Source organism: Paenibacillus sinensis (genome assembly GCF_019904155.1).
Classification (GTDB): Bacteria; Bacillota; Bacilli; order Paenibacillales; family Paenibacillaceae; genus Paenibacillus_AQ; species Paenibacillus_AQ sinensis.
In genome coordinates, this window is sequence record NZ_JAHCMB010000049.1 from 156,178 (window position 1) to 179,484 (window position 23,307).

The window sequence follows — 23,307 nt, forward strand, 5'->3', positions numbered from 1 at the left end:
GATTTCATGAGTGAGCATAGAGAACAGCCGGATAATCAGAAGGGTCCATCAATGCGTCATGGCTTCACAACCGGTTCCTGTGCGGCGGCAGTCGCCAAAGCAGCGGTCCTGTCGCTGATTACAGGCTCTCCCGCAAGGCAATCGACGGTCTGGATTCCCGCCGGCTTCTTCCATACGTTCGACATTGCCGAGAGCGAGTGCGCCCGGGATATCGCCAGCTGCGCCGTGATCAAGGATGCGGGTGATGATCCCGACGCCACGCACGGGGCGAAGATCGCTGCAACGGCGCAGTGGCTGGAAGGAACGGGGCTGGAGCTTGACGGCGGTCCTGGGGTTGGGCGCGTGACGAAGCCGGGACTTCCCGTTCCGGTAGGAGAAGCAGCGATCAATCCGGTTCCCCGGCGGATGATCCGAAGGGAAGTGCAGGAGATTCTGGACGAATACGGCGCTCTCCGAAGAGTCAAGGTCGTCATCTCGGTTGCCGGCGGTGAAGAGATCGCCGGGAAGACACTCAACAGCCGGCTGGGCATTGTCGGAGGAATCTCGATTCTGGGCACGAGAGGAACGGTGGTTCCCTTCTCAACCGCTGCCTATAAGGCTAGCATCGTTCAAGCCCTCCGGGTAGCCCGCGCCGCTGGTCAGAATCATGTAGTGCTGACTACGGGAGGCAGCAGCGAGAAGTATGCGATGGGCCTATATCCGCAGCTGCCGGAAGAGTCTTTAATACAGATGGGGAATTTCGTCGGCTTCACGCTTGGAGCGGCCAAGCGTCTAGGACTGACCCGTGTCAGCCTCGTCGGTATGATCGGCAAGTTCTCGAAGCTGGCTCAGGGCGCTATGCTGATCCACTCCCGCAAAGTTGACGTCGACTTCGGGTTTCTCGCCGGAGTCGCCGAGAAGGCGGGGGCAGCTGCAGAGCTGGTTGATGCGATCAAGGGATGCAACACCGCCGCTCAGGCGGCCGAGCTTGCAGCGGAAGCCGGGCTTGCCGTTTTTTTTGACATACTGTGCGAGTACGCCTGTCAGCATTGCCTTCGGCATGTCGGCGGTGGACTGACGGTGGAGGTCGTCCTTCTTACTCTGAAGGGCGATGTATTGGGGAGGAAGGAATATGATGGGGAAGCGCATTAAGATTATCGGCATCGGTGATGAAGGTCCGTCGGGGCTTCCGGCATCATTACTGGAAACGATCAACAAGGCGGAGATTCTGGCCGGGGGCGCGCGACATCTGTCCATGTTCGAGGGGCATCCGGGAGAGAAGCTGGAACTAGGTGAAGGAATAAGCGTCATGGTCGAACGACTTGACCGTTTGCGGCTGAAGAAAGAGGTTGTGGTGCTGGCCTCGGGCGATCCGCTGTTCTGCGGCATTGCCGGTTATATGACGAAAAGGCTGGGTCCAGACTCGGTAGACGTATACCCCTATGTAAGTTCCCTTCAGCTCGCTTTCGCCAAAATGGGGGAGAGCTGGCAGGACGCCCTGCTGGATAGCGTTCACGGCCGTCCATTGAAAGGTCTTGCCCAGCGGATCGGGGGACGGGAGAAAATTGCCCTGTTGACGGACCCGGTGAACAATCCCGCCGCCATTGCCCGTTACTTGCTTGACTTCGGGATGACCGAATATGAAGCTTTCGTCGCTGAAAATCTGGGCGGAGACCGGGAAATTTGCGGCTTTTGGAAATTGGAAGAGCTGGCTGAGGCTGATTGCTCGCCTTTGTCTGTAGTCATACTGCGCCGCCGGGTGGAGGCGGAAGTTTCCCGGTTTGGATTTGGAATCGAGGATGAAGAGTTCCATCAACGGCGGCCCGACCAAGGACTCCTTACGAAGAGAGAGATCCGGGTTGTCAGCTTGTCCGAGCTGAAGCTCAGGGAGAACAGCATCGTCTGGGATATCGGAGCGGGCTCGGGCTCGGTCGCGGTCGAATGCGCGTTAACCGCGCGGAACGGCCAGGTGTTCGCCATTGAGAAGAATAGGGAAGAACTGGCCAATATGGAGAGGAATCGTATTAAATTTCGCGCCGACTTCACCGCGATCCACTCGAAAGCTCCGGAGGGACTTGAGGCGCTGCCCGATCCCGACGCGGTATTCATTGGCGGCAGCGGAGGAGAACTGCGGGAGCTGCTTCGAATCTGCTGTTCCCGTCTGCAAGCAGAGGGGCGGATTGTGGTGAACGCGGCCACGATAGAGACGCTGTATGAGACCCGTCAGGCGCTGGCCGAGCAAGGGTTCGACTCCCGGGCTACGCTTATGCAGGTATCGCGGAGCGCACCGATAATGGACAAAACCCGGTTTGTCGGACTGAACCCGATTTATATCATTACCGGATTCAGGCAGCCGGGCAAGGTAATAAGAGGAGGAACAGAGCAATCATGAGCAAAAAGACGTTGCCATGCGGCACCTTGTACGGTATTGGCGTCGGCCCCGGCGATCCGGAGCTTGTTACGCTGAAGGCGCTTCGGCTGATGAAAGAATGCCCCGTTATCGCCTTCCCGAAGAAGCGGATGGGCGGCGCCTCTTATGCGCTGGAGATCGTAGAGCTGTATATCGACACAACGGAGAAAAATATGCTCGGGCTCGTCTTTCCGATGACGCGGGACCAGGAAACCCTCGACCGGGAGTGGGGGGCGACGATCGCCCTCTGCTATGAACAGCTGAAGGAAGGCCGCGACATTGCCTTTGTCACGGAGGGCGACCCCAATCTGTACAGCACCTTTATCCATCTGGCGCGTCTGATGCGGGAGCGGCATCCCGAAATTCCGGTGCTGTCCGTTCCGGGCGTAACCTCCGCTCTTGGCGCGGCCGCCCGGCTCGGAATGCCGCTGGCGGACGGCGACGACCAGGTCGCGATTATACCGGCGACCCTTGACCGCGCGGCCATGAGGAAGGCGATCGAGGAACATGACGCGGTGGTCTTCCTGAAGGTAGCCAAAGCGCTCGACCTGATCATTGAGGTGCTGGAAGAGATGAACCTCGCAGACAAGGCGTCGGTCGTGATGAAGGCGACCTCGCCGGGAGAAATGATCTGGCGTGACGTGCGGGAACTGAAGGGCCGTGAGCTGGAATACTTGACGCTGATGGCGGTGAGAAAATAATGAAGCTCGAACCAAAGGTTTACCTCGTTGGCGCAGGACCCGGCGACCCGGACCTGATCACTGTCAAAGGGCTGCGAATTCTGGAGCATGCCGATTTGGTGCTGTACACCGATTCTCTTGTCAGCGAAGAACTGATCGCCCGTGCTTCTGCTGATGCCACGGTGCTGCGAAGCTCGGGCATGAATCTGGAGGAGCTGGCCGAGACCATGGCCGAGGCTGTCCGCGCCGGGAATAGCGTGGCCAGAATCCACACCGGCGATCCTTCTCTTTACGGCGCTATATTGGAACAGATGGCGCTGCTTCGCCAGCGCGGCATCGCTTACGAGATCATCCCGGGCGTCAGCTCCGTTTTCGCATCGGCAGCTGCGCTTGGCGCGGAGCTGACGGTTCCCGATTTGACCCAGACGGTGATCCTGACCCGGGCAGAAGGACGAACGCCTGTGCCGGAGCGCGAGCAGCTGCGCAGCCTTGCCGCGCATCATTGTACTGTGGCACTGTTCCTGAGCGCCGGGCTGGCTGAAGAAGCCGTCTCCTCCTTCCTGGATGCGGGCTGGTCGGAGGATACACCGGTTGCCGTTGTTCAGAGGGCGACCTGGCCGGATCAGATTATCGTACGGACAACATTGAGACATCTCGTCCGCGACATCCGGGACGCAAAGATCGACAGACATGCGATGATCCTCGCAGGCTGGGCACTTGATCCGGAGCTCGGCGAGCGCGGTCTTCACCGCTCGAAACTGTATGACCGTTCTTTCACCCACGGTTACCGCCAAGGACTAGCGGAACATGAGTAAGCGTTATGCCGCAGTCGCAATTACCAAACACGGAGTGGAGACGGCGCGCAGACTTGCGGAAGCCTTCCGGGATACAGACGTGTTCGCTCCCGGCAAATTCGCCCGCGGAGATGAAGCGCCGCTTGGCATCACACTGTTCGAAGGGCCGGTCAAACCGCTGCTGGCACAGTTGTTCAGTACCTACAATGGTCTGATTCTGTTCATCTCACTTGGCGCTGCTGTGCGGATGATTGCGCCATTGCTGGAGGATAAAACGCGAGATCCTGCGATCGTCGTGGCGGATGAACTCGGTCTGCATGCCATCAGCATGCTGTCGGGTCATCTTGGCGGAGGGAATGAGCTAACGCTGAAGGTGGCGGAGGCGCTTGGCGCCCATCCGGTGATTACTACGGCCTCAGACGTGCAAGGCACAATTGCCGTCGATCTGTTCGGCCGCCGGTTCGGCTGGGAGATCGAGAACTTCGGAAAGACGACAACTGTCAGCGCGTCTGTGATCAATGAAGAGCGTATCGCTGTAATCCAGGAAGCGGGCGAGCCTTCGTGGTGGGAACGGGATAATCCGCTTCCGTCGAACATCACATCATACCGCAGCGCGCTGGACGCAATGGAGGCTGGCTTCGATGCAGCGCTCGTTGTAACGGACCGTTTGCTGGAGCAGGAGGAAGAGCAGGCGCTGCTGGGCAACGGGATTCTGTACAGGCCCAAATCGCTGATTCTCGGAATCGGCTGCAACAGGGGAACCTCTGCCGAGGAAATTGAACAGACAGTGCTGTCCTCGCTTGCCGAGCTTCGGCTGTCTGTGAAGAGCGTTCGTGGAGCCGCCACCATCGATCTGAAGAAGAATGAACAAGGTCTGCTGGACGTCTGCCGGAAATATGGCTGGACACTGGATTTTTACAACCCGGAACAATTGAACGAAATTCCTCTCCGCAATCCCTCCGAGACGGTATACCGACATACCGGGGCGTATGGAGTCAGCGAGCCCGCCGCTCTACGCGCATCAGGAGCGAGTGATTGGCTGTTGGAGAAAAAAAAGCAGGGAAACGTGACATTATCCATTGCCCGTATTCCTGTTTCCACCCCTGAATCGGTATCCGGGCTACCTCGTTATGAGAGATGCGATGAGGAAGGAGGGGGACGGACATGAACGGGAAGCGAAGCCGGATCGTCATTGCGGGCACGGGCAGCGGCGTAGGCAAGACCACAGTAGCCATCGGCCTGATGGCAGCCTTGAGACGCCGGGGGCTTCAGGTACAAGGCTTCAAATGCGGCCCGGACTATATTGATCCGACTTACCATACGGCTGTAACGGGCAGGGAATCGCGGAACATCGATACCTGGATGCTGCCGACCGAGACAAATCGTGAAATTTTTCTCAGAGCATCACACGATGCGGATATCTCCGTTATTGAGGGTGTCATGGGACTGTATGACGGTAAAGAAGCTCTGTCCAACACCGGATCGACGGCAGAAATAGCCTCGCTGCTTGCCAGTCCTGTGATCCTTGTTGTCAACGCGCAGAGTCTGGCCCGCAGTGCGGCGGCTGTTGTGCTGGGTTATCAGAAGCTGGACGAGAGCATCCGGATCGCCGGGGTGATTGTTAACAAATGCGGAAGTGAACGGCATTACGCTATCGTTAAAGCCGCGATTGAGCAGGAATGCGGCATACCGGTGGTCGGGTGGCTCAAAAGAGAATCCGCTCCCGGAATTCCGGAGCGGCATCTCGGTTTAATACCGGCCATCGAACGCGGTGAACTCGCCGATCTGTTCAGCGAGACGGCTGATAAGGTCGAAGCCGGGATCGATCTTCATGCGATTCTGACTATCGCAGAAGAAGTGCCGGAGCTTGAATGGCCCAAGCAGCGGCTGTTCGGCGATCCGGCCGCAGCAGGCTCCCACCCTGTGATCGCCGTCGCCAATGATGCGGCATTCAACTTCTACTACAGGGAGAACCTGGAGCTGTTAGAGCAGTATGGAGCGAGGCTGATAGTCTTCAGTCCGCTGGCTGGAGACCATTTGCCGGAGGAAGCCGACGGCTTGTATCTTGGCGGCGGATTTCCCGAAGAGTACGCCGCCGGTCTGGCCGCGAATGAACTGCTGAAGCGAACGCTGCATAAGCGGGTTCAGGAAGGCATGCCGCTGTTCGCCGAGTGCGGGGGATACATGTATCTGGCCCGCTCGATTACGGACCGCGCCGGAACGCTGCACGTCATGGCGGGATTGGTCCCCGTTGACATCGCCATGCAGGACCGGCCTGCCGCGCTTGGATACCGCGAAGCCAAGGCCACCCGGGATTGCCTGCTCCTGAACGCGGGTGAGATCATCCGCGGACATGAATTTCATTATTCCCGGTTGGTCCCTAGCGTCGAGGAAGTAACAGAATCCTATCCATACGCCTTTGAAACGACAGGCTCGCGCGGAACGGGGCTGGAAGGCTATCGTTCGGGTAATCTGCTCGCCGGGTATACGCATGTCCACTTCGCTTCGAACCCCGCGGCGGCGGAACGCTTCGTGAGGCGCTGCCTCGAATACAGCCGGAAGAGAGGATTGGCCGATGGAACAGACTGATCCAGAATATGTCCGGAAAGGCTATACCCTCGTCTATACAGGCGATGGCAAAGGCAAAACGACAGCCGCCATCGGCCTGGCTGTCCGGGCTGCCGGACAAGGGTTCAAGGTGCTCATTCTGCAATTTATCAAATCATCCGGACGGATCTGCGGCGAGCATATTGCGCTACGAAAGCTGGGAGTGGACATCCGGTCGCTTGGCGCAGGTTTTACCCGGACCGGGTCACCGGAGTTGCATCGGGCCGCACTGAAAGAGGCCTGGAGGACGGCCCGTGATGAGGTGATGGGAGGCGGCTGGGATGTGGTCGTGCTGGATGAGATCAACAACGCGCTGGCAATCAGCCGTTTTCCGGTTGACGATGTGCTGCCAACTGCCGAGGTGCTGGAATTGATCGCCAGCAAGCCAAGCCATGTGCATCTTGTGCTTACCGGACGCGAGGCGAAGCCGGAAGTGATGGAGGCGGCCGAGCTGGTGACCGTGATGCAGCCGGTGAAGCATTATTACCGGGATGGCGTTCCCGCCATTCCCGGAATCGAATTTTGAAAGAAGCCCGAGTTGCAAGGAGGGGAAAACGGCCTGTGACGGAGTCTGGAAACAAGAAAATGATTCTCGCCACCGGCGGCGCGCGGAGCGGCAAGAGCCGGTTCGCCGAGCAATACGCCGGCGAGCTGGACAGCGCATCGGATGGCTCTGCCATCTATATCGCCACTGCCCAGCTATGGGATCATGAGATGCGCGAACGGGCGGAGCTTCACCGCAGGCGGCGTCCGTCAGAGTGGCGGACAATCGAGGAGCCTTATGCTTTGGAGGAAGAAATCCGGCGGTTGTCCAGGGAGCCGGTATCCGTTGTTCTGATCGACTGCCTGACGTTATGGCTTTCGAACCTGCTGCTTATGCCGGGTGAATCGGGACAAGAGCTATGGGAGAACCATGACCATCGCGAGGGTATTTTGCGGCGGGTGGAGGATCTGGCCCTTCTGCTGAAGCAGGCGCCTTTCTCGTCTGTTGTTGTCACAAATGAAGTGGGCGATTCACTGGTTCCCGACTATCCGCTGGGCAGAGTGTTCCGTGATATCGCCGGGCAGGCCAACCAGCTTATGGCGGAGCACGCCGACGAAGTGTTTCTGGTGGTATGCGGCTTGCCCGTTAACCTCCGCGAAGCGGCATGGCGGCCCGCTGGAGGAAGCCAATGAGCTTGCAGGGAAGCTTGTACATCCTGGCGGCCATCGGTGTGGATTGGCTGATCGGTGATCCGCGCGGCATTCCGCATCCGGTAGTTGGAATCGGGAAGCTGATCTCGCGATTGGAAGGGTTTCTGCGCAAATGGGGAACAGGGCGGGCCAAAGAGCGTGCGCAGGGTGTGCTGCTTGCGATAATAGTGCCGTCCGCTGCGTATGGAGCCGCCTGGCTTGTCTTGTGGCTATGCGGTCTCCTTCATCCCGCAATCCGTTCCCTGGCTACGGTGTGGCTGATCTCCACCACGATTGCAATCAAGGGCTTGGGTGATGCGGCCATGCAGGTGTTCCATCCTTTGAAGGCCGGAAACCTGGCTGGTGCAAGAGCTTCCGTCGGCCTCATCGTCGGCAGGGACACGGGGAATTTGACAGAGAAGGAAATTACCAGGGCCGCCGTCGAGACTGTTGCCGAGAATATCGTCGATGCCGTGGTTTCACCGCTCTTCTATGCGCTTCTTGGAGGAGCTCCGCTGGCTTTGCTGTACAGGGCAGTCAACACGCTGGATTCCATGGTCGGCTATAAGAACGACAAATATCGCTATTTCGGCTGGGCTTCCGCCCGGCTTGACGATGTCCTCAATTATATCCCGGCCCGGATAACGGGACTGCTGCTGTATCTCTGCGCCCTGACTGCCCGCAGACTTGACGCTGCGAATGCCTGGCGAGTTATGCACCGGGACGCTTCCAAGCACCCAAGCCCGAACAGCGGCATTCCGGAAGCGGCGGTTGCCGGGATGCTGGGGGTTCAGCTTGGCGGGCTCAACAGTTACGGCGGGGTCTCGTCCGAGCGTGCCCGGATGGGAACTGCCAGCCGGGAGCTGGCCGCCGAAGATATTCGGAAGGCGGTCAAGATTTTGAGACGGACTGCGGTGATTCTCGCATTGCTGCTGGTGCTTGGTCATCTTACAGCATGGCTGCTTACGGGCAAAATCCGAATGTAATGGAGATGCGTGATATGAGACAATGGCTGGCTTCTTTGATTGTGGCGCTTCAATTCCTCACCCGGCTGCCGATTCCAGTCCGGGTGGATTATAACAAGCACCACGTAAGCCGCAGCTTACTGTTCTATCCGCTGTCTGGAGCGGTGATCGGGGCGATTGTTAGTCTGGCGGCGGCTCTCCTTCCGCACGAAGCTGCGCCACTGTCGGCAGCAGTGCTGCTGCTGGCCTGGGCCATGCTGACCGGAGGACTGCATTTGGACGGTTTGATGGACACGGCTGACGGAATCGGCAGCCACCGGCCGAGGGAGCAAATGCTGGAGATTATGAAGGACAGCCGAGTCGGAGCGATGGGCGTGCTTGCCGCAATTTTTGTGCTGCTCCTGAAGTGGGCGTCTCTTTGGACCCTGCTTACCCGGCTAGATCATAGGCCTCTACCCGAGAGCGCCTGGTTTGGCATACTGCTGACCATCCCGGCGCTGAGCCGGTGGCTTATGGCAGCCGCCATCATCCGCCTGCCTTATCTAAGAGGGGAACAGGGCATGGGAGCCTTGTTCCGGGAAGCGCGTCCCCGCTATCTATGCGGGGCATTGATGCTGCTGCTCATACCGTTGTTTCTGTGGCATTCGGCGGACTGGCTTTGGATCTCGCTCGCCCAGATTGCGGCGGGCGGGCTGTTCGCCGGCTATTTTGTCAGGAAGCTTGGCGGTTTGACCGGCGATACCTATGGTGCATTGAACGAGCTGGTGGAGACCGCAGGCTTGCTTGCCGCGGCGTATTTGATGGTATAGAAGGACAGGAGAGGATTGTTATGCTGGAGCGAAACGGCCATGGAGGAGACTTGACGACGGCGCAGGAATTGTACGGTGTGCCGGCCAGGCGGATGCTGGATTTCAGCGCGAACATCAATCCGCTCGGACCTCCGCCGGGACTCCGGGATGTTCTGGCGCGGGAGTGGGAGAGTCTTACCCACTATCCCGACCCCGAATCCCGGGAGCTGAGAAGAGCCATCGCGGCCAAATATGAGGTGAACGCCGCCTCGATTCTGACCGGGAACGGGGCCGCAGAGCTGATCGATCTGATCGCTCGCACCCTGAAGCCGACGAAAGCGGCGGTTATTGAGCCCGCCTTCAGGGAATATGCCGAGGCAGCGATCAAGGCTGGAGCTGAGATTATGGCCGTGCCGACTTATGCGGAGCATGAATTCGCGGTCCCTGAGGAAGAACTGCTTGACGCATGTCGGGAAGCGGATCTGCTGTTTATTGGACAGCCCAACAATCCTACAGGACATTGGTTATCCCGGGATACGCTGTTGCGTTTGATGGAAACTGCTGCCTCGCACAACACGGTGATCGTAGCGGATGAAGCATTCCTTGATTTTTTTGAACAAGAGCGGGAACTGACTCTTATCCGGGAAGCGGCTGAATCCAGACATCTCATTGTCACCCGGTCGATGACCAAGTTCTATGCGATACCGGGGCTGCGGCTAGGATATGCTGTAGCGCATCCGGATATGGTCAAGACTCTGAAGGAGATGCAGGTACCGTGGAGCGTGAACCATTTGGCGCAAGCCGCTGGAGTCTTCTCGCTGGCGCAGACCGAATACGAACGACAGACGAGGCAGATCATTGCTCAGGAACGGTTATGGCTGGAACAAGAGCTAAGATCGATGGGCTGCTTCCCGTATCCGGGTCAGGCCAACTTCATCCTTGTCCGCCTTGGTGAGACAGCCCCGAATGCCGCGGTAGTGCAGCGCATGCTGGGCGCTCAGGGAATTTTGGTTCGCCGATGCGCCGGATTCAAGGGGCTGGACGACCGCTTCTTCCGCATCGCTGTTCGAACGCGTCCGGAGAATGAACGGCTTGCAGCCGCTCTTCGGAACACACTTGAGTGCGGGCAGGGAGCCTAAGTGGGCGGCATCGGCATCGGTTCGCAACGTCAAAGTCCTTCCAGGATTATTCTGGCGAGACACGGCATGACGGATTGGAACAGCGAGCGGCGCTATCTCGGAACAACCGACATACCGCTAAATGAGATGGGCTTAATTCAGGCAAAGGAGCTTGGCGGCGCGCTGGCCCATCATGGACTGGAGGCCGTCTTTTGCAGCGATTTAAGGCGTACCCGCGACACTGCCCTTGAGGTACAGTGGGCTATTAACAACACCGAAGGGACATATCTTCCGCTGATTCCGGACGCGAGGCTCCGAGAGATCGACTTCGGCGCGATCGAAGGCTGGACATACGAGGAAGCGATGAAAGGTTGTCCGGATGAGGTGACCCGCTGGTACGATGATCCGGAGAATATCCCGCCGCCGGGCGGCGGGGAGACGCTGGCCATGCTGCGAGGCAGAGTCTCCAATTTCATGGAAGAGCTTCACGCGCTGCCTTACAGCTCTGTGCTGATCGTGACCCATGGCGGGGTCATCAACGCATGGCTTGAGCATATCGGCGCCAAGTCCTTCTGGGGTAAGCCGCTGAAGCATGGAGAATGGATTGAATGCGGTTAGAAACCAGAAATCGGGAGGTGAGGAAATTTGAGTAGAGCAAGAACGATAATGTTTCAGGGTACGGCGTCCGATGTGGGCAAAAGTGTGCTGACAACGGCGTTCTGCCGGATTTTGGTGCAGGATGGCTTCAAAACGGCTCCTTATAAATCACAGAACATGGCACTGAATTCTTACGTTACACTGTGCGGCAAGGAAATCGGCCGGGCGCAGGGCGTTCAGGCAGAGGCTTGCGGAATTGCGGCTACTACGGATATGAATCCCATTTTGATCAAGCCGACAAGAGATATGTCCGCCCAGGTTGTCGTCCATGGCAAGCCGCATGCCGAAATGAGCGCCTGGCGTTACCGTGAAGAGTATTTGCCTGTCGCGGAGACGATTGTCCGGGAAGCGCTTGACCGCTTGAGGTCGGCGTATGACGTCGTTGTGATCGAGGGAGCGGGAAGTCCGGCGGAGATTAATCTCAAGGACCGGGATATTGTCAACATGCGCCTCGCCGGATGGGCGGACGCTCCGGTCATTCTGGTCGCGGACATTGATAGGGGCGGCGTATTCGCCTCCATCGTCGGTACGCTGGAGCTGCTGGAAGATCATGAGCGCAGCCGGGTGAAGGGCTTCATTATCAATAAATTCCGCGGCGATCTTGCGATTTTACAGCCCGGACTGGATTGGCTGGAGCAGCGGACAGGTCTTCCTGTTCTCGGTGTTATTCCTTACCTGAAGGATATTGGAATCGAAGCTGAGGATTCGGTTGTATTGGAACATAAGGCGAGCTCCGAGAAATCGGATGCCGAGCTGGATGTCGCGGTAATCCGGCTTCCCCGGATTTCGAACTTCACGGATACGGACCCGCTGCTCTACGAACCGGATGTTAAGGTCCGGTATGTCGAGAACCCTGATGAACTGGGGAACCCGGATGTTATTCTCATTCCCGGAACGAAGAATACGCTCGCGGATCTGAGAACGATACGTGAAGTCGGCCTGGAAAAAGCGATCCGTGCCCAGGTGCTTCAGGGGGCCCGGCTTGTGGGATTATGCGGCGGTTATCAAATGCTGGGCGAGAAATTGAGCGATCCCGAACAAGTGGAGTCGGAAGAAGGAGAGACCCTGGGCCTCGGGTATTTGCCGATGGAGACCGTCTTCTATCCCGACAAACGAACGGAGCGGGTACGCGGCATTGTGGCATGTTCTCATCCAGATTGGACGGAGCTTGAGGGAATGCCGGTTGAGGGCTATGAAATTCATATGGGACGCACGGCGGTGCGGGAATACGCGAAGTCCCTGTTTGATTTCTCAGGGCAGAAGGAAGGCGTCATCTCCGCCGACGGCAAGATCTGGGGCACATATGTTCACGGCATCTTCGAGAACGATGCATTCCGCAGAAGCTGGCTCAATCGGATCAGGCAGGATAAAGGATTGCCGCCGATAGATAACGGGATCTGCTTCCGGCATCGCAAGAAAGCTGCTTTCGACCGGTTGGCCGATCATGTCAGGAGTCATTTGGACATCCGTGAAGTCTATCGAATTACCGGACTGTGCCCGGATATGCTTGATGCTTGAACCGCCACGATAAGCTGCGGATTTATCCCGTAAATCCGGCAGCAGGAAGGGGATTTGAATGTCCACGGTTTCGCTAATTCTATTTGTCTTTGTCCTTGGCTTGAGGCATGGACTGGATGCCGATCATATCGCTTTTATAGACGGTCAGACTCGTTACAACGAACGCCTCGGAAGCCCGATCGCACGTTGGGTTGGCAGTCTGTTCTCACTTGGGCACGGTGGAATGGTCGCCATTATGTCCATTGCTCTGAACCAGCTCGCCAAAACCTGGACGCTCCCGAAAGGCTTTGATACGTTCGCAGGCTGGGTCTCGATCGCAGCGCTTTTTATAATCGGGACCTTAAATTTAACTCATCTGCTGCGATCATCCGGTCAGCGCCGGAATTTTGAGCTGAAAGGGCTCAAGGGCGCCATATTTGGCAAAATATCAGGCGGGACTACCAATCCGCTGATGATTATTCTGGTCGGGAGCCTCTTCGCTCTTGCAGCCGAAACGATCAGTCAAACCTCTGTGTGGGCACTTGCCGCAAGCACTCAGTCCGCCTATTTGCCGGTTGTGCTGGGAATCGTCTTTATGCTCGGTATGATGATCACCGATACCCTTGGAGGAATGATTACATATCGTATGATCCGGCGCACGGAGAAAGCGGGCGAATCCTCGCTGCGCGCCATCGGATGGCTGATCGTCCTGCTCGCTTACGGTGTGTCGTTCTATCAAGTCTTCGCGTTCTTTAACCCGGATGTGGAAGTTAACGCCGAAGCGGCGGGGATCGCCATTTTCGCAACCGTGCTGATAAGCTCGCTGTTCCTGATCGTCCGATCAAAACGCCGGTCGCGCACCTTGACCTAAGACCTATTCCAAGAACTTGGTGACTGTGTGAACAACCGGTCTGCCAGGTTCTTTTGTCAAAATATAAGACTTTATAAGCTGTTGCTTACAATAGGTCTTCTATTTCTCGGTAAACGCATGGCGTCTAAGGACGCCGTCAGGCGTTTTTCCTTGTGTTATCGAGAAAATCTCTACTATTCACAGGTTATCGGAAAGGTGAAGGGTATGATTCTGTAGAAATGGATAAGGGCAGCATCGAGAATACAAGCAGCGGTGGAGGATACGAAAATGAACAAGACCGAACGGCAGCTCGCCATAACACTTGAGCTGCAGCGGAGCAGGATGCTCCGGGCGGAGGATTTGGCTGCTCAGTTCGAGACGAGCGTGCGGACGATCTACCGTGACATTCAAGCTCTGAGCGAAGCGGGGGTTCCCATAATCGGGGCTCCCGGGCAGGGGTATTCGCTGATGGAGGGATACTTCCTGCCTCCGGTCGGCTTTACGGCGGAGGAAGCCGTAGCCCTGCTTCTCGGTACGGATTTCGTCGGGCAGAGGCTGGATGCTGAATACGGCAGCGTGGCCATAGCGGCCCAGCGCAAAATTGAAACGATTCTGCCTGAGCCGGTGCGTGCCGAGTCGAGGCGCGTCCGAGAAACGATGCGGCTCATTCAGGTCCGCGAGCCTGTAACGGGGGCGACGGAGAAGGAGTACCTTGCACAAGCCCGGTGCGCAATTCTGGAACGGCGCAAACTAAGCTTTTTGTATTTGAAGAAATTCTCGGAATCGGATAGCAGCCGGATGAGCAGACGGGAGGTCGCTCCATATGGTCTGACACTCGTGCAGGGGAATTGGGTTTTGGTCGCACGCTGCGATCTGCGTCAGGATATCCGCCATTTCCGCTTGTCACGGATGAGAGATCTGGACGTGCTGGAAGAGCGCTTCACCATGCCGTCCGGATTTAACCTGAGCCGATACCGCCCGCCGGATGACCGGAATATGCAGATCCTGATTCGGGCGAATCCCGATCTTGCCGATAAAATCGCCGAGACCTGTGCCTTTTATTTGGAAGAAATCGAAGAACGGAAGGACGGTCTTCTGGTCACTTTTCGGGTCAGACAACCGGAGGAGCTTCTGCCTTATGTCCTCGGCTGGGGCGGAGAAGTTGAGGTGCTGGAGCCGGAATCTTTCCGCAGACGTATTCGAGCAGAAGCTGAAAAAATATTGAACCGCTACTGACATGCTGTTGTCAGCAGTGGTTTTTTATATTGGAAATATCATATGAAGCAGAGGAGTTGTATTAGTGAGAAGCACATCAGAAGCATTGCAGGAGTTTGAGGCGACGGTAGAACGGTATTTGAACGAACTGGACAACCTCGACATGAAGCAGCTGCTTGAAAAAAAGAATGAAGACGAGTGGTCCATCGGACAAATGTATATGCATCTGATTCAATCGGCCCAGTTCATGCAATTGCAAAATGTCGACCAATGTCTGGCCGGAGGCGAATCGAGCGCGTTATCCACTGAGGATTTATCGGAGAATGGCAGAGCGGCATTCGAAGCGGGAAGCTTCCCGCCTGTACGTGTTCGGGTTCCCGCTTCGCCGCAATACACCCCGCAGCAGCCGGAGAGCAAAGAGCAGATTAAGGAAGGGCTCCGTGCTGTTGCGGATCGGATGAAGCGCACGGAACCCGCATTAAGTCAGGCGCCCATAACGAATAAAGTTCTTCATCCAAGGCTCGGAGGATTAAATGCCACAGAGTGGTTCTTGCTGGTCGAAATGCATTACCGGCATCATTTCATGCAGCTCGACCGTTTAAAAAGCGAATTAATATCGGGCTAACTTTATTTATTCGTTCAATCGAAATAAAATGGCTCTTTGGTTCATTTCCGCCAAAACGTCGAACAGTCTGCCTTATCCTGAATATTAAATTCGATCATTCTTGCGAGCAAAGCATAGTCAACCGGATGCTCCCACCGGATACGAATCAGCTCCTTGGTATGGTCATAGCCGGCCTGCACAATTTCATCGGCGAAATGAATCATGCCAGCACGTTCAGGGGCAACGGCCATATGATGCCTGGATACGCTAAAGCCAATAATAAATGTGCCGTGATCGGTAAACATCGGCTGTTTCCAGGCAATTTTTGGCACTAAACCAGGGAATTTCGCAGTTACCCAAGCCAAAATTTCTTCCGTTCGAGCCCGGTGCTGCGGATTGTCAATATGCGCTAAATATTCTGCAAAAACCTCCATATGGTCCCCTCCAAAATTAATTTTCTGCGGAATCGTTCAGCTCTAGACATGTTACAATTATGCGTCAGACTAAATATATCAATAATATGCACGATTGCGCAAAAGTTCATTTCATCAGCTTTACGACTACATTACATGCATGAACGGAGCCAGAGAATGACAACATAAGGAAGTAGTATACATCTCAATTTCCAGAGGAGGGTATCTTGTATGGCTCACCAGAAGAGAAGAAATGAAGCTGCCTGGAAGTCACGTAAGCAAGAACAGCATCCCCATGGTAAAATCAAGTCGCTCAAGGAATTATCCGGCGAATATGACGAGAAGCATACTACGATATAAGGAAGAGAAAGACTGTCGGAGAAATATGCCGGCAGTCTTTCTTATTAAAATCCCATCCCGTTTGATATAATGACTTCAATAGATTACTAGACGGGGATGAATCAGATGAGCGAACAGCGAGTGTATGTCCGGTTTCCGGAGGAAGCAGACGCTGAAGAATTGACAGCAATGTACAAGCGCAATCGGGACTTTTTTGAAGAGTTTTCGCCAAGTGTTCCGGAAGAGTTCTACACATTGGAGCATCAGCTCCAATTCATTTATCAGAGTAAGTCCGACAGAGAAGACGACCGAAAATATAACTTCGTGTTATGCCATGCGGAGGACGACCGGATTATTGGCAGCATAGGATTGTCCTTTGTAGTGCGCGGCCCGCTCCAGAGCTGCATGATCGGATACAGTCTGGACCGTGATTATAACGGCAAGGGGTATATGACGGAAGCAGTGAAGCAGGTCGTAAGCTATGCCTTCGAGGAACTGAGGTTTCACCGGGTCACTGGAGAAGCCTCTCCCCGGAATCCCGGCTCAATCCGCGTGCTTGAGAATGCCGGATTCCACAAGGAAGGCATCGCCCGGAGCAATGTTAAGATTAACGGAGTGTGGGAGGATCATCAGGTTCTGGCCATTATCAATCCCTCCGAATGAAACTAATGCTTTGAAAGGAGGTGATAAAGATGAGTACTATTCACATGCTGATTGGCATCCCCGGCAGCGGCAAAAGCCATTACTCTGTAGGATGCTGCAAACGGGAAAGGGCTATGCTGGTCGCAAGTGATGCCATTCGGGAGAAGCTGTTCGGAAGTGAGCATCGGCAGAAGAATACGTACCGGGTTTTTGACGAAGCTTTTACCGAGATTGACCATGCGTTGGCATCCGGCAGAAACGTCGTTTTTGACGCGACAAATGTGGCCCGGGACCGGAGGATGCAATTCTTCAAGCGGTACAGGGATGTTCCGGTAGAAGGCCATGTCTGCGTTACGCCCTATGAGATTGCCAAGGAACGGGTGCTGGCGAGAAAACGCCGAATTGAAGACAAGGTATTGCAGAAGTATTTAAAGAATTTCGAGTTCCCTGTGCTTGCCGAAGGCTTTGAGCGCTTGCATATCGTTCATACACCGGCAGAAGTCAGGCTGGGCCGAATCGAATTAGAGCAGCTTCTAGCGCTGAAACCGGAGCATGACGAGCTTTTTGCCTATTTGCGCGAATCTCCTTTTTTTAACGTGATGCTGGGCTATGATCAGGAGAATCCCTTTCATTCCAAATCCTTGTCCGAGCATACCTATGCGGTGCTTGAATATGTGAATGCCTTTTATGAAGGGGAGCATCTGCTTGCGATGCAGCTCGCCGCGCTGTTTCATGACGCAGGCAAACCGTTGTGTAAAGTATGGAAGCCCAATCGGGGGTATTATTCCTATTTCGGACATGAGCATGTCTCAGCCGGAATAGCCTGCCACGTTCTGAAACAGCTGGGATACGACGATGATTTTATTTTACATGTGGTGAACTTGGTAAGCTTCCATATGGAGATTCTGCATGGCGGAGACGCCGGAGCATCCAGGATTTATCATTTGCTGGGAGACCGGATGCTGGCAGAGCTGTACTTCTTCTCGGAGGCAGACACTTTCGCCAAATAGAGGTGATGCTATGAAAATGAAATACCCGAAGACGATGCACCTGCCCTGGTCCAGAAGCTATACGGACGATGATAAAATACTGCGGGATACCGACCATTTTATCGGGCAAGAGGTTGTCATTACGGAGAAAATGGATGGAGAGAACACGACGATGTACGCTGACTTCATCCATGCCAGGTCTCTCGACAGCAAGGATCATGCCTCACGCCATTATGTGAAAACCTTGCATGGAGGGATCAGGTATTTGATTCCGGAAGGTTATCGGCTGTGTGGAGAAAATATGTATGCGAAGCATTCATTGTTCTATTCCTCTTTGCCGAGTTATTTTATGCTCTTCTCGGTATGGGACGAACGCAATATCTGTCTGTCCTGGGATGACACTGCTGCATGGGCTCATAAATTGGAGATTCCGCATGTTCCGGTTCTATACCGGGGGATATGGAGCGAGGAAGCAGCCAAGCAGTGCTATACCAAGCAGTCCCGATGCGGTGGGGAGCAGGAAGGCTATGTGGTCCGGCTGGCAGGTGATTTTCCTTACGAAGACTTCAAGCGTTCAGTCGCCAAATTTGTCCGCAAAAATCATGTCCAGACCGATGAGCACTGGCTCAGCAAGCCTGTCGAGCCCAATACCTTGGCTAACAGGTAAAGCGCAGGCAATGAACTAAACACGAGGAATTAGCATAACGAACAGGATGAGGAGGGTTTACCATGTAATATTCAATCGATTACCCATGGTACATATCAAACATTGGATTGAATTAAAGAACTTTCAGACATATTCTAGACCTGCATACATATTCAAGAACCATACATACTTTGAGAATTAACACTTACGAACTAATTTTTCAGCCATCCGTGCTGATGGTTTTTGTAATCGTTTTCAATAAAGGAATGGACCGGGAAAGCTCCTGCGTTAATCCGCCGCTGATAAACGGCTGTTACAATAGCATGAAACCGATAGGGGAGGTTTGACGATGAAGAACGGGCTCTTCGCGGGAAACGGCGGACGTACCATTATCCCCGCCGTGCGCAAGCCTGAAGATTTGGCGGCAGCCTGCCGCAGCGATTGGCCGATATTGTTTCTGCTGACCGGCGATCTGTTCACGATTGAGGATTATGTGGGACAAGCGCTCCAAAGCGGGAAAAAGGTGTTTCTGCACGTCGATTTCATCGCAGGGCTCGGCAACGACTCCGTCGCTATGGAGTATATCGCAGGCAAGGTGAAGCCAACCGGAATTATTTCCACCAAGAGCCATATGGTCAAGCAGGCGAAAAAATGCGGTCTTCAGGCGATCCAGCGGCTCTTCCTGATTGATACTTCCGCACTGGAGCATGGCATCCACACCGTGCAGCAAAACCGGCCGGACGCTCTTGAAGTCATGCCGGGACTGATTCCCAGAGTGATCACCGAACTAAGTACGGGCACTTCGCTTCCGATTATCGCCGGCGGCCTCATCAAGGATCATGAGGAGATTGAAACGGCGCTGCGTGCAGGAGCATCTGCTGTCTCGATGGGGAACAAGAGTCTGTGGCATTCTTTTGCAAATGCTTAACACGGCCTTAATATCACGTTGACACGGCACGGCTATAGTTGGGGAGTAAGATGAAATCAGCTAATAAATTCATATTATAGGGTCGGAGACGAGGAGAAAGCCCTTATGCAGTATCGGGAACGGTCGGCGCGATGCGCCGTATCCGCATCTTGATGCTGGATAATGGGCTTTTTTTGTCGCCGTCACAAGAAGGAGGCTGCTCATTCATTGCCGGACATGCTATCATATGAGACTTATTTTTTCGATCTGGACGGAACCGTCTTTATCGGTGATGCCCTGCTGCCCGGCGTGCAGAAAACGCTGTTTCACTTAAGAAGCCTGGACAAGCAGCTAAGATTTCTCAGCAACACGGCGATCCGTACACGAGCCGAATGCCGGGACAGGCTGGAAATGCTCGGACTTACTGCGGATATCAACGAGATTGTGACGGCGGGATACGTCTCGGCCGTATACTTCAGGGAGCTGAATGGCCCTGTCCGGGTGCTGGTCTCGGGAGAACGCGCGCTTCGGTTCGAGCTTGAGAGCGAGGGTGTTGTGGTAACAGATGATCCGCTGGAGGCGACGCATGTACTGGTCGGCATGGACCGGGAGTTCACTTATGACAAGCTTCACCGGGCAATGCGGGCGGTACGCGCCGGCGCTGCCCTTATAGCAGCCAATCCCGATCCCTGCTGTCCGGTTGCGGACGATCTCCTTCCTGACACCTGGTCAATGGTGAAGGCCATTGAAGCGGCAGGAGGCGCCCAGGTCCAGGAGATTATCGGCAAGCCGTCGGCCTATTATGCGGCGAAGGTTCTGGAGTGGAGCGGGGCGCAGAGCGAGCGCTGCCTGATGATCGGGGACCGGCTGGATACCGATATTCTGTTCGGCGCCAGTCACGGAATGCGCACAGCGCTCGTGCTTAGCGGGGTTACATCTCTCGATGAACTGGCGGCTTATCACATCCAGCCCGATTATGTCTGGCACTCGCTGGACGAGCTGCTATCGCTTGTTGCCGGGAACAACACTCCAATTTAACAAGGGATTTACTTGGAACTGACGCTTGGAGCGAACAGGTTTGGTAAAGTGGAAGGCGTAGTCCCGAGGACGAACTCTTCCGCTCATTATATTCAAATGGAGGAGATTAGGATGATGAGGAAATGGAACGCAGTAATATTGACAACTGTTGCGGGAATGTCCCTGCTGGCGGGCTGCGGCGGCAACAATAACGGAATGGAAGGGGCGAGCAGCTCTGCCGATGCGGGCCAAACCGCAAGCGACAATAAGCAGACGACCGCGCCGGACGGGAAGAAGACCGAGCTTACCTTTTATTATCCGATTGCCGTAGGTGGACCGCTAACCGCGACGATTGAGGCGATGACACAAGAATTTGAAGCTGCGCATCCTGATATCAAAGTCACTCCGGTCTATACAGGCAGCTACGCGGATACTGCCGTCAAGACACAGGCTGGCGTACAGGCCAAACAGCCGCCTGATGTGGCGGTGCTGCAATCTACCGAACTGTTCAGCCTGCTGGATATGAACGCGATCATTCCGTTGGATGACTACATCCAGAAAGAAGGCGGCGATCAGTATTTGTCGGATTTCTATCCGGCCTTCCTTGCCAATTCCCAGACGGAAGGGCATACATACAGCATTCCGTTCCAGCGCAGCACCATCGTGCTCTACTATAACAAAGATATGTTCAAGGAAGCGGGGCTGGACCCGGAGAAAGGACCCGAGAACTGGGAGCAGCTGCGGGAATATGCCGTTAAGCTGAACAAGGACGGCCGCTACGGATTGGAAATTCCGGTAACCGGCTTCGCCTATTGGATGATGCAGACCTTCGCGCTTCAGAACGGGGATAATCTGATGACTTCTGATGGCAAAAAAGTGATGTTCGATACGCCGGAGAACGTGGAGGGCCTGCAGTACTGGGTCGATCTGGCCGCCAAGGATAAGGCCATTCCGGAAGGCGCCACAGACTGGAGTACTGTACCGTCAGACTTCCTGGAAGGCAAGACGGCCATGATGTACCATACGACAGGCAATCTGACGAATGTGAAGAAGAACGCCACCTTCGACTTCGGCGTCAGCTTCCTGCCAGCGAAGAAGCAGTACGGCAGCCCTACGGGCGGCGGCAACTTCTATATCTTCAAGGATATTTCTCCCGAGAAGCAGCAGGCGGCCTGGGAATTCGTCAAGTTCATGACGGAGAGCGGGCGGGCGGCACAGTGGAGCATCGATACCGGTTATGTCGCTGTCCGCAAATCGGCTTATGAGACGGACCAGATGAAGAAGTATGCCCAGGAGTTCCCGGCGGCGCTTGTGGCCCGCGATCAGCTTCAATATGCAGCGGCCGAGCTGTCCACTCATAACAACGGCAAGGTCATGAAAATTCTGAGCGACAGCATTCAGGCCGCCCTGACCGGCGAGCTGACGCCTGCGGAAGCGCTCAAGAAAGCCCAGGGCGAAGCCGATCAGGCGCTGGCGTCCTTCAATAAGTAATGTCAGGCATCAGGTGGAGAACGAACGGGTTTGCCTGGCTGCTGCTGCTGCCATCCCTGGTTATTCTCGTCTTGTTCACGTTTTATCCGATCTTTCTAACGCTTCGTCTAAGTCTGTACCAGGCTGATCTGGCTGTGCAGGAGCCGGTCTTCACCGGCCTGGACAACTTTCACAGGCTTGCAGCTGACGAAGTGTTCTGGAAAGTGATGTCCAATAACATATTGTTCGCGCTCGGGACGGTCCCTGCGGGAATCGCCCTTGCGCTCCTGATGGCGGTGAGTGCCAACAAAGCTCTGCGAGGCAAATGGCTGCTGCGGACCGCCTTTTTCTATCCGACCCTGATACCGATGATTGCAGTGGCGAATATCTGGCTGTTCATCTACACGCCGAAATACGGATTAATCAGCCGCCTGCTGCACGCAGCCGGTCTCGCGGAACTGAATTGGCTCGGATCACCGAAGCTGGTGCTGTGGGCGATGATCATTATGATTATCTGGAAGGAAGCAGGGTACTTCATGATTTTTTATCTGGCCGGTCTGCAGAACATTCCGAAGGATCTGTACGAGTCGGCCCAGATGGACGGCGTGGGAAGATTCACAGTTTTTCGAAAAATCACCTTCCCGCTCTTGATGCCAACCACGCTGTTTGTTAGTATTGTCGCCTTAACCAACGCCTTCAAGCTTGTGGATCATCTGATGATTATGACCCGGGGCGGCCCCAACAACTCCAGCAATATGCTGCTCTATTATATTTATGAGACGGCCTTCAGCTTCTGGGATCAAGGGATGGCATCGGCACTGACCGTAGTGATGATCGGGATTTTGCTTCTATTTGCAGCGCTTCAGTTCTTCGGCCTGGACAAAAGAATTCACTACAACTGATCCCTGCCTCTGATGGGAAGAAAGGAGGAACCATGACGCTGAAATGGGGGTCAAGAATCGGAAACTGGATGATGCTGCTGGTAGCTGCGGTCTGGCTGGTGCCGCTCGTCTGGATGTCGGTAACGGCCTTCCGCCCGAGAAAAGCGGCCTTGTCCGGGTTCTGGCCGCTTGACTTTACACTGGGGAATTTCTCTACGGTCTGGTCTGCGGCCCCGTTTGCCGTTTATTATCTGAATACGCTTCTGATCGTGATCTGCGTGTTTGCTGTACAGATGCTGAGTTCGACGATGGCGGCCTATGCGTTCGCCCGTGTGCCGTTCGCCGGAAGCGGCATTGTGTTCTTGCTGTTTCTGATTCAAATTATGGTCCCGGCTGACGTGCTCATTTTCCCCAACTATAACATTTTGAAGGAGCTGTCGCTCCTTGATACGAAAATAGGCATCATGCTTCCTTATCTCGCATCAGCCTTCGGTATTTTTCTGCTCAGGCAGATGTTCAAGACCATTCCGCTCGAGCTTGAGGAAGCCGCTGTGATGGAAGGCTGCAGCAAATGGCAGGCGCTGTGGACAATGTCATTAAGATAAGGCACAGGCCCAAAAATGAAGAAAAAGAGCAGGTCATCGTACAGATGGCTCGCTCTTTTTT

General features: G+C 55.1%; 25 protein-coding genes and 1 pseudogene. 25 read left to right on the forward strand and 1 reads right to left on the reverse strand.

Features of this window, described 5'->3' with window-relative positions:
- Positions 1–6 precede the first annotated feature (6 nt).
- The 16 genes from KIH86_RS06520 to KIH86_RS06595 all read left to right on the forward strand — a co-directional run bounded on the left by KIH86_RS06520 (position 7) and on the right by KIH86_RS06595 (position 15,358).
- Complete coding sequence (locus KIH86_RS06520; protein WP_223081904.1) at positions 7–1,131, forward strand: cobalt-precorrin-5B (C(1))-methyltransferase; 1,125 nt, start codon at positions 7–9, stop codon at positions 1,129–1,131.
- The gene (gene cbiE / locus KIH86_RS06525) at positions 1,115–2,371 is read left to right on the forward strand and encodes a precorrin-6y C5,15-methyltransferase (decarboxylating) subunit CbiE (RefSeq protein ID WP_223081970.1); all 1,257 of its coding nucleotides are present in this window, start codon (positions 1,115–1,117) and stop codon (positions 2,369–2,371) included. The genes KIH86_RS06520 and cbiE overlap by 17 nt, the downstream gene beginning before the upstream one ends.
- Positions 2,368–3,090: a precorrin-2 C(20)-methyltransferase gene (gene cobI / locus KIH86_RS06530; RefSeq protein ID WP_223081906.1), complete on the forward strand. Its 723-nt coding sequence runs from the start codon at positions 2,368–2,370 to the stop codon at positions 3,088–3,090. The genes cbiE and cobI overlap by 4 nt, the downstream gene beginning before the upstream one ends.
- Positions 3,090–3,884 carry a precorrin-4 C(11)-methyltransferase gene (gene cobM / locus KIH86_RS06535; protein ID WP_223081909.1) on the forward strand — a complete coding sequence of 265 codons (795 nt, stop codon included), beginning with the start codon at positions 3,090–3,092 and terminating at the stop codon, positions 3,882–3,884. Before cobI ends, cobM begins: the two co-directional genes overlap by 1 nt.
- Entirely contained in the window at positions 3,877–5,031 is a 1,155-nt protein-coding gene (locus KIH86_RS06540) for a cobalt-precorrin 5A hydrolase (RefSeq protein ID WP_223081911.1), read from the forward strand. The genes cobM and KIH86_RS06540 overlap by 8 nt, the downstream gene beginning before the upstream one ends.
- Positions 5,028–6,452 (forward strand): cobyrinate a,c-diamide synthase, encoded by a 1,425-nt coding sequence (locus KIH86_RS06545; protein ID WP_223081913.1) that lies wholly within the window; start codon positions 5,028–5,030, stop codon positions 6,450–6,452. The genes KIH86_RS06540 and KIH86_RS06545 overlap by 4 nt, the downstream gene beginning before the upstream one ends.
- Positions 6,439–6,996, forward strand: coding sequence for a cob(I)yrinic acid a,c-diamide adenosyltransferase (locus KIH86_RS06550; RefSeq protein ID WP_223081915.1), 558 nt, complete (start codon positions 6,439–6,441; stop codon positions 6,994–6,996). Before KIH86_RS06545 ends, KIH86_RS06550 begins: the two co-directional genes overlap by 14 nt.
- A gap of 59 nt (positions 6,997–7,055) precedes the next feature.
- Positions 7,056–7,646 (forward strand): bifunctional adenosylcobinamide kinase/adenosylcobinamide-phosphate guanylyltransferase, encoded by a 591-nt coding sequence (gene cobU / locus KIH86_RS06555; RefSeq protein ID WP_223081972.1) that lies wholly within the window; start codon positions 7,056–7,058, stop codon positions 7,644–7,646.
- The gene (gene cbiB, locus KIH86_RS06560; protein ID WP_223081917.1) at positions 7,643–8,629 is read left to right on the forward strand and encodes an adenosylcobinamide-phosphate synthase CbiB; all 987 of its coding nucleotides are present in this window, start codon (positions 7,643–7,645) and stop codon (positions 8,627–8,629) included. The genes cobU and cbiB overlap by 4 nt, the downstream gene beginning before the upstream one ends.
- 14 nt (positions 8,630–8,643) lie before the next feature.
- Positions 8,644–9,417 (forward strand): adenosylcobinamide-GDP ribazoletransferase, encoded by a 774-nt coding sequence (gene cobS / locus KIH86_RS06565; RefSeq protein ID WP_235775290.1) that lies wholly within the window; start codon positions 8,644–8,646, stop codon positions 9,415–9,417.
- Positions 9,418–9,437: 20 nt separating this feature from the next.
- The gene (gene cobD / locus KIH86_RS06570; protein ID WP_223081919.1) at positions 9,438–10,535 is read left to right on the forward strand and encodes a threonine-phosphate decarboxylase CobD; all 1,098 of its coding nucleotides are present in this window, start codon (positions 9,438–9,440) and stop codon (positions 10,533–10,535) included.
- Positions 10,536–11,132, forward strand: a complete 597-nt coding sequence (locus KIH86_RS06575; RefSeq protein ID WP_223081922.1) for a histidine phosphatase family protein — start codon at positions 10,536–10,538, stop codon at positions 11,130–11,132.
- 27 nt (positions 11,133–11,159) lie between these two features.
- A complete protein-coding gene (locus KIH86_RS06580) occupies positions 11,160–12,689 on the forward strand; it encodes a cobyric acid synthase (RefSeq protein ID WP_235775291.1) in 1,530 nt (509 codons plus the stop codon).
- 58 nt (positions 12,690–12,747) lie between these two features.
- A complete protein-coding gene (locus tag KIH86_RS06585) occupies positions 12,748–13,539 on the forward strand; it encodes a HoxN/HupN/NixA family nickel/cobalt transporter (protein WP_223081924.1) in 792 nt (263 codons plus the stop codon).
- A gap of 267 nt (positions 13,540–13,806) precedes the next feature.
- On the forward strand, positions 13,807–14,754 hold the full coding sequence (locus KIH86_RS06590) for a helix-turn-helix transcriptional regulator (RefSeq protein WP_223081926.1): 948 nt from the start codon (positions 13,807–13,809) through the stop codon (positions 14,752–14,754).
- A gap of 64 nt (positions 14,755–14,818) precedes the next feature.
- Positions 14,819–15,358: a DinB family protein gene (locus tag KIH86_RS06595; RefSeq protein ID WP_223081928.1), complete on the forward strand. Its 540-nt coding sequence runs from the start codon at positions 14,819–14,821 to the stop codon at positions 15,356–15,358.
- A gap of 41 nt (positions 15,359–15,399) precedes the next feature.
- Here KIH86_RS06595 and KIH86_RS06600 read toward each other — a convergent pair whose 3' ends face one another.
- The gene (locus tag KIH86_RS06600) at positions 15,400–15,771 is read right to left on the reverse strand and encodes an iron chaperone (protein WP_223081930.1); all 372 of its coding nucleotides are present in this window, start codon (positions 15,769–15,771) and stop codon (positions 15,400–15,402) included.
- A gap of 210 nt (positions 15,772–15,981) precedes the next feature.
- Between KIH86_RS06600 and KIH86_RS06605 the strand changes: the two genes are divergently transcribed.
- From KIH86_RS06605 to KIH86_RS06645, 9 genes and pseudogenes are all read left to right on the forward strand, one after another.
- The gene (locus tag KIH86_RS06605) at positions 15,982–16,110 is read left to right on the forward strand and encodes a DUF6254 family protein (protein ID WP_223081933.1); all 129 of its coding nucleotides are present in this window, start codon (positions 15,982–15,984) and stop codon (positions 16,108–16,110) included.
- Between the two features lie 105 nt (positions 16,111–16,215).
- On the forward strand, positions 16,216–16,752 hold the full coding sequence (locus tag KIH86_RS06610; RefSeq protein ID WP_223081935.1) for a GNAT family N-acetyltransferase: 537 nt from the start codon (positions 16,216–16,218) through the stop codon (positions 16,750–16,752).
- Between the two features lie 29 nt (positions 16,753–16,781).
- The gene (locus KIH86_RS06615) at positions 16,782–17,741 is read left to right on the forward strand and encodes an AAA family ATPase (protein WP_223081938.1); all 960 of its coding nucleotides are present in this window, start codon (positions 16,782–16,784) and stop codon (positions 17,739–17,741) included.
- A gap of 10 nt (positions 17,742–17,751) precedes the next feature.
- Entirely contained in the window at positions 17,752–18,387 is a 636-nt protein-coding gene (locus KIH86_RS06620) for an RNA ligase family protein (protein ID WP_223081941.1), read from the forward strand.
- A gap of 328 nt (positions 18,388–18,715) precedes the next feature.
- Complete coding sequence (locus KIH86_RS06625; RefSeq protein WP_223081943.1) at positions 18,716–19,294, forward strand: glycerol-3-phosphate responsive antiterminator; 579 nt, start codon at positions 18,716–18,718, stop codon at positions 19,292–19,294.
- A gap of 216 nt (positions 19,295–19,510) precedes the next feature.
- Positions 19,511–20,311, forward strand: a complete 801-nt coding sequence (locus KIH86_RS06630; protein ID WP_223081978.1) for an HAD-IIA family hydrolase — start codon at positions 19,511–19,513, stop codon at positions 20,309–20,311.
- 114 nt (positions 20,312–20,425) lie between these two features.
- Positions 20,426–21,781 carry an ABC transporter substrate-binding protein gene (locus KIH86_RS06635; RefSeq protein ID WP_223081981.1) on the forward strand — a complete coding sequence of 452 codons (1,356 nt, stop codon included), beginning with the start codon at positions 20,426–20,428 and terminating at the stop codon, positions 21,779–21,781.
- Entirely contained in the window at positions 21,781–22,662 is an 882-nt protein-coding gene (locus tag KIH86_RS06640; protein ID WP_223081945.1) for a carbohydrate ABC transporter permease, read from the forward strand. The genes KIH86_RS06635 and KIH86_RS06640 overlap by 1 nt, the downstream gene beginning before the upstream one ends.
- Before the next feature lie 32 nt (positions 22,663–22,694).
- A pseudogene (locus tag KIH86_RS06645) lies at positions 22,695–23,228 on the forward strand (carbohydrate ABC transporter permease); the annotation flags it as partial.
- Between the last annotated feature and the right edge of the window lie 79 nt (positions 23,229–23,307).

Coding starts and splice junctions, on each gene's coding strand:
- KIH86_RS06520 (WP_223081904.1), top strand. CDS start 7: ATGAGTGAGCATAGAGAACAGCCGGATAATCAGAAGGGTCCATCAATG.
- cbiE (WP_223081970.1), top strand. CDS start 1,115: ATGGGGAAGCGCATTAAGATTATCGGCATCGGTGATGAAGGTCCGTCG.
- cobI (WP_223081906.1), top strand. CDS start 2,368: ATGAGCAAAAAGACGTTGCCATGCGGCACCTTGTACGGTATTGGCGTC.
- cobM (WP_223081909.1), top strand. CDS start 3,090: ATGAAGCTCGAACCAAAGGTTTACCTCGTTGGCGCAGGACCCGGCGAC.
- KIH86_RS06540 (WP_223081911.1), top strand. CDS start 3,877: ATGAGTAAGCGTTATGCCGCAGTCGCAATTACCAAACACGGAGTGGAG.
- KIH86_RS06545 (WP_223081913.1), top strand. CDS start 5,028: ATGAACGGGAAGCGAAGCCGGATCGTCATTGCGGGCACGGGCAGCGGC.
- KIH86_RS06550 (WP_223081915.1), top strand. CDS start 6,439: ATGGAACAGACTGATCCAGAATATGTCCGGAAAGGCTATACCCTCGTC.
- cobU (WP_223081972.1), top strand. CDS start 7,056: ATGATTCTCGCCACCGGCGGCGCGCGGAGCGGCAAGAGCCGGTTCGCC.
- cbiB (WP_223081917.1), top strand. CDS start 7,643: ATGAGCTTGCAGGGAAGCTTGTACATCCTGGCGGCCATCGGTGTGGAT.
- cobS (WP_235775290.1), top strand. CDS start 8,644: ATGAGACAATGGCTGGCTTCTTTGATTGTGGCGCTTCAATTCCTCACC.
- cobD (WP_223081919.1), top strand. CDS start 9,438: ATGCTGGAGCGAAACGGCCATGGAGGAGACTTGACGACGGCGCAGGAA.
- KIH86_RS06585 (WP_223081924.1), top strand. CDS start 12,748: ATGTCCACGGTTTCGCTAATTCTATTTGTCTTTGTCCTTGGCTTGAGG.
- KIH86_RS06590 (WP_223081926.1), top strand. CDS start 13,807: ATGAACAAGACCGAACGGCAGCTCGCCATAACACTTGAGCTGCAGCGG.
- KIH86_RS06600 (WP_223081930.1), bottom strand. CDS start 15,771: ATGGAGGTTTTTGCAGAATATTTAGCGCATATTGACAATCCGCAGCAC.
- KIH86_RS06605 (WP_223081933.1), top strand. CDS start 15,982: ATGGCTCACCAGAAGAGAAGAAATGAAGCTGCCTGGAAGTCACGTAAG.
- KIH86_RS06610 (WP_223081935.1), top strand. CDS start 16,216: ATGAGCGAACAGCGAGTGTATGTCCGGTTTCCGGAGGAAGCAGACGCT.
- KIH86_RS06615 (WP_223081938.1), top strand. CDS start 16,782: ATGAGTACTATTCACATGCTGATTGGCATCCCCGGCAGCGGCAAAAGC.
- KIH86_RS06620 (WP_223081941.1), top strand. CDS start 17,752: ATGAAAATGAAATACCCGAAGACGATGCACCTGCCCTGGTCCAGAAGC.
- KIH86_RS06625 (WP_223081943.1), top strand. CDS start 18,716: ATGAAGAACGGGCTCTTCGCGGGAAACGGCGGACGTACCATTATCCCC.
- KIH86_RS06630 (WP_223081978.1), top strand. CDS start 19,511: ATGCTATCATATGAGACTTATTTTTTCGATCTGGACGGAACCGTCTTT.
- KIH86_RS06635 (WP_223081981.1), top strand. CDS start 20,426: ATGAGGAAATGGAACGCAGTAATATTGACAACTGTTGCGGGAATGTCC.
- KIH86_RS06640 (WP_223081945.1), top strand. CDS start 21,781: ATGTCAGGCATCAGGTGGAGAACGAACGGGTTTGCCTGGCTGCTGCTG.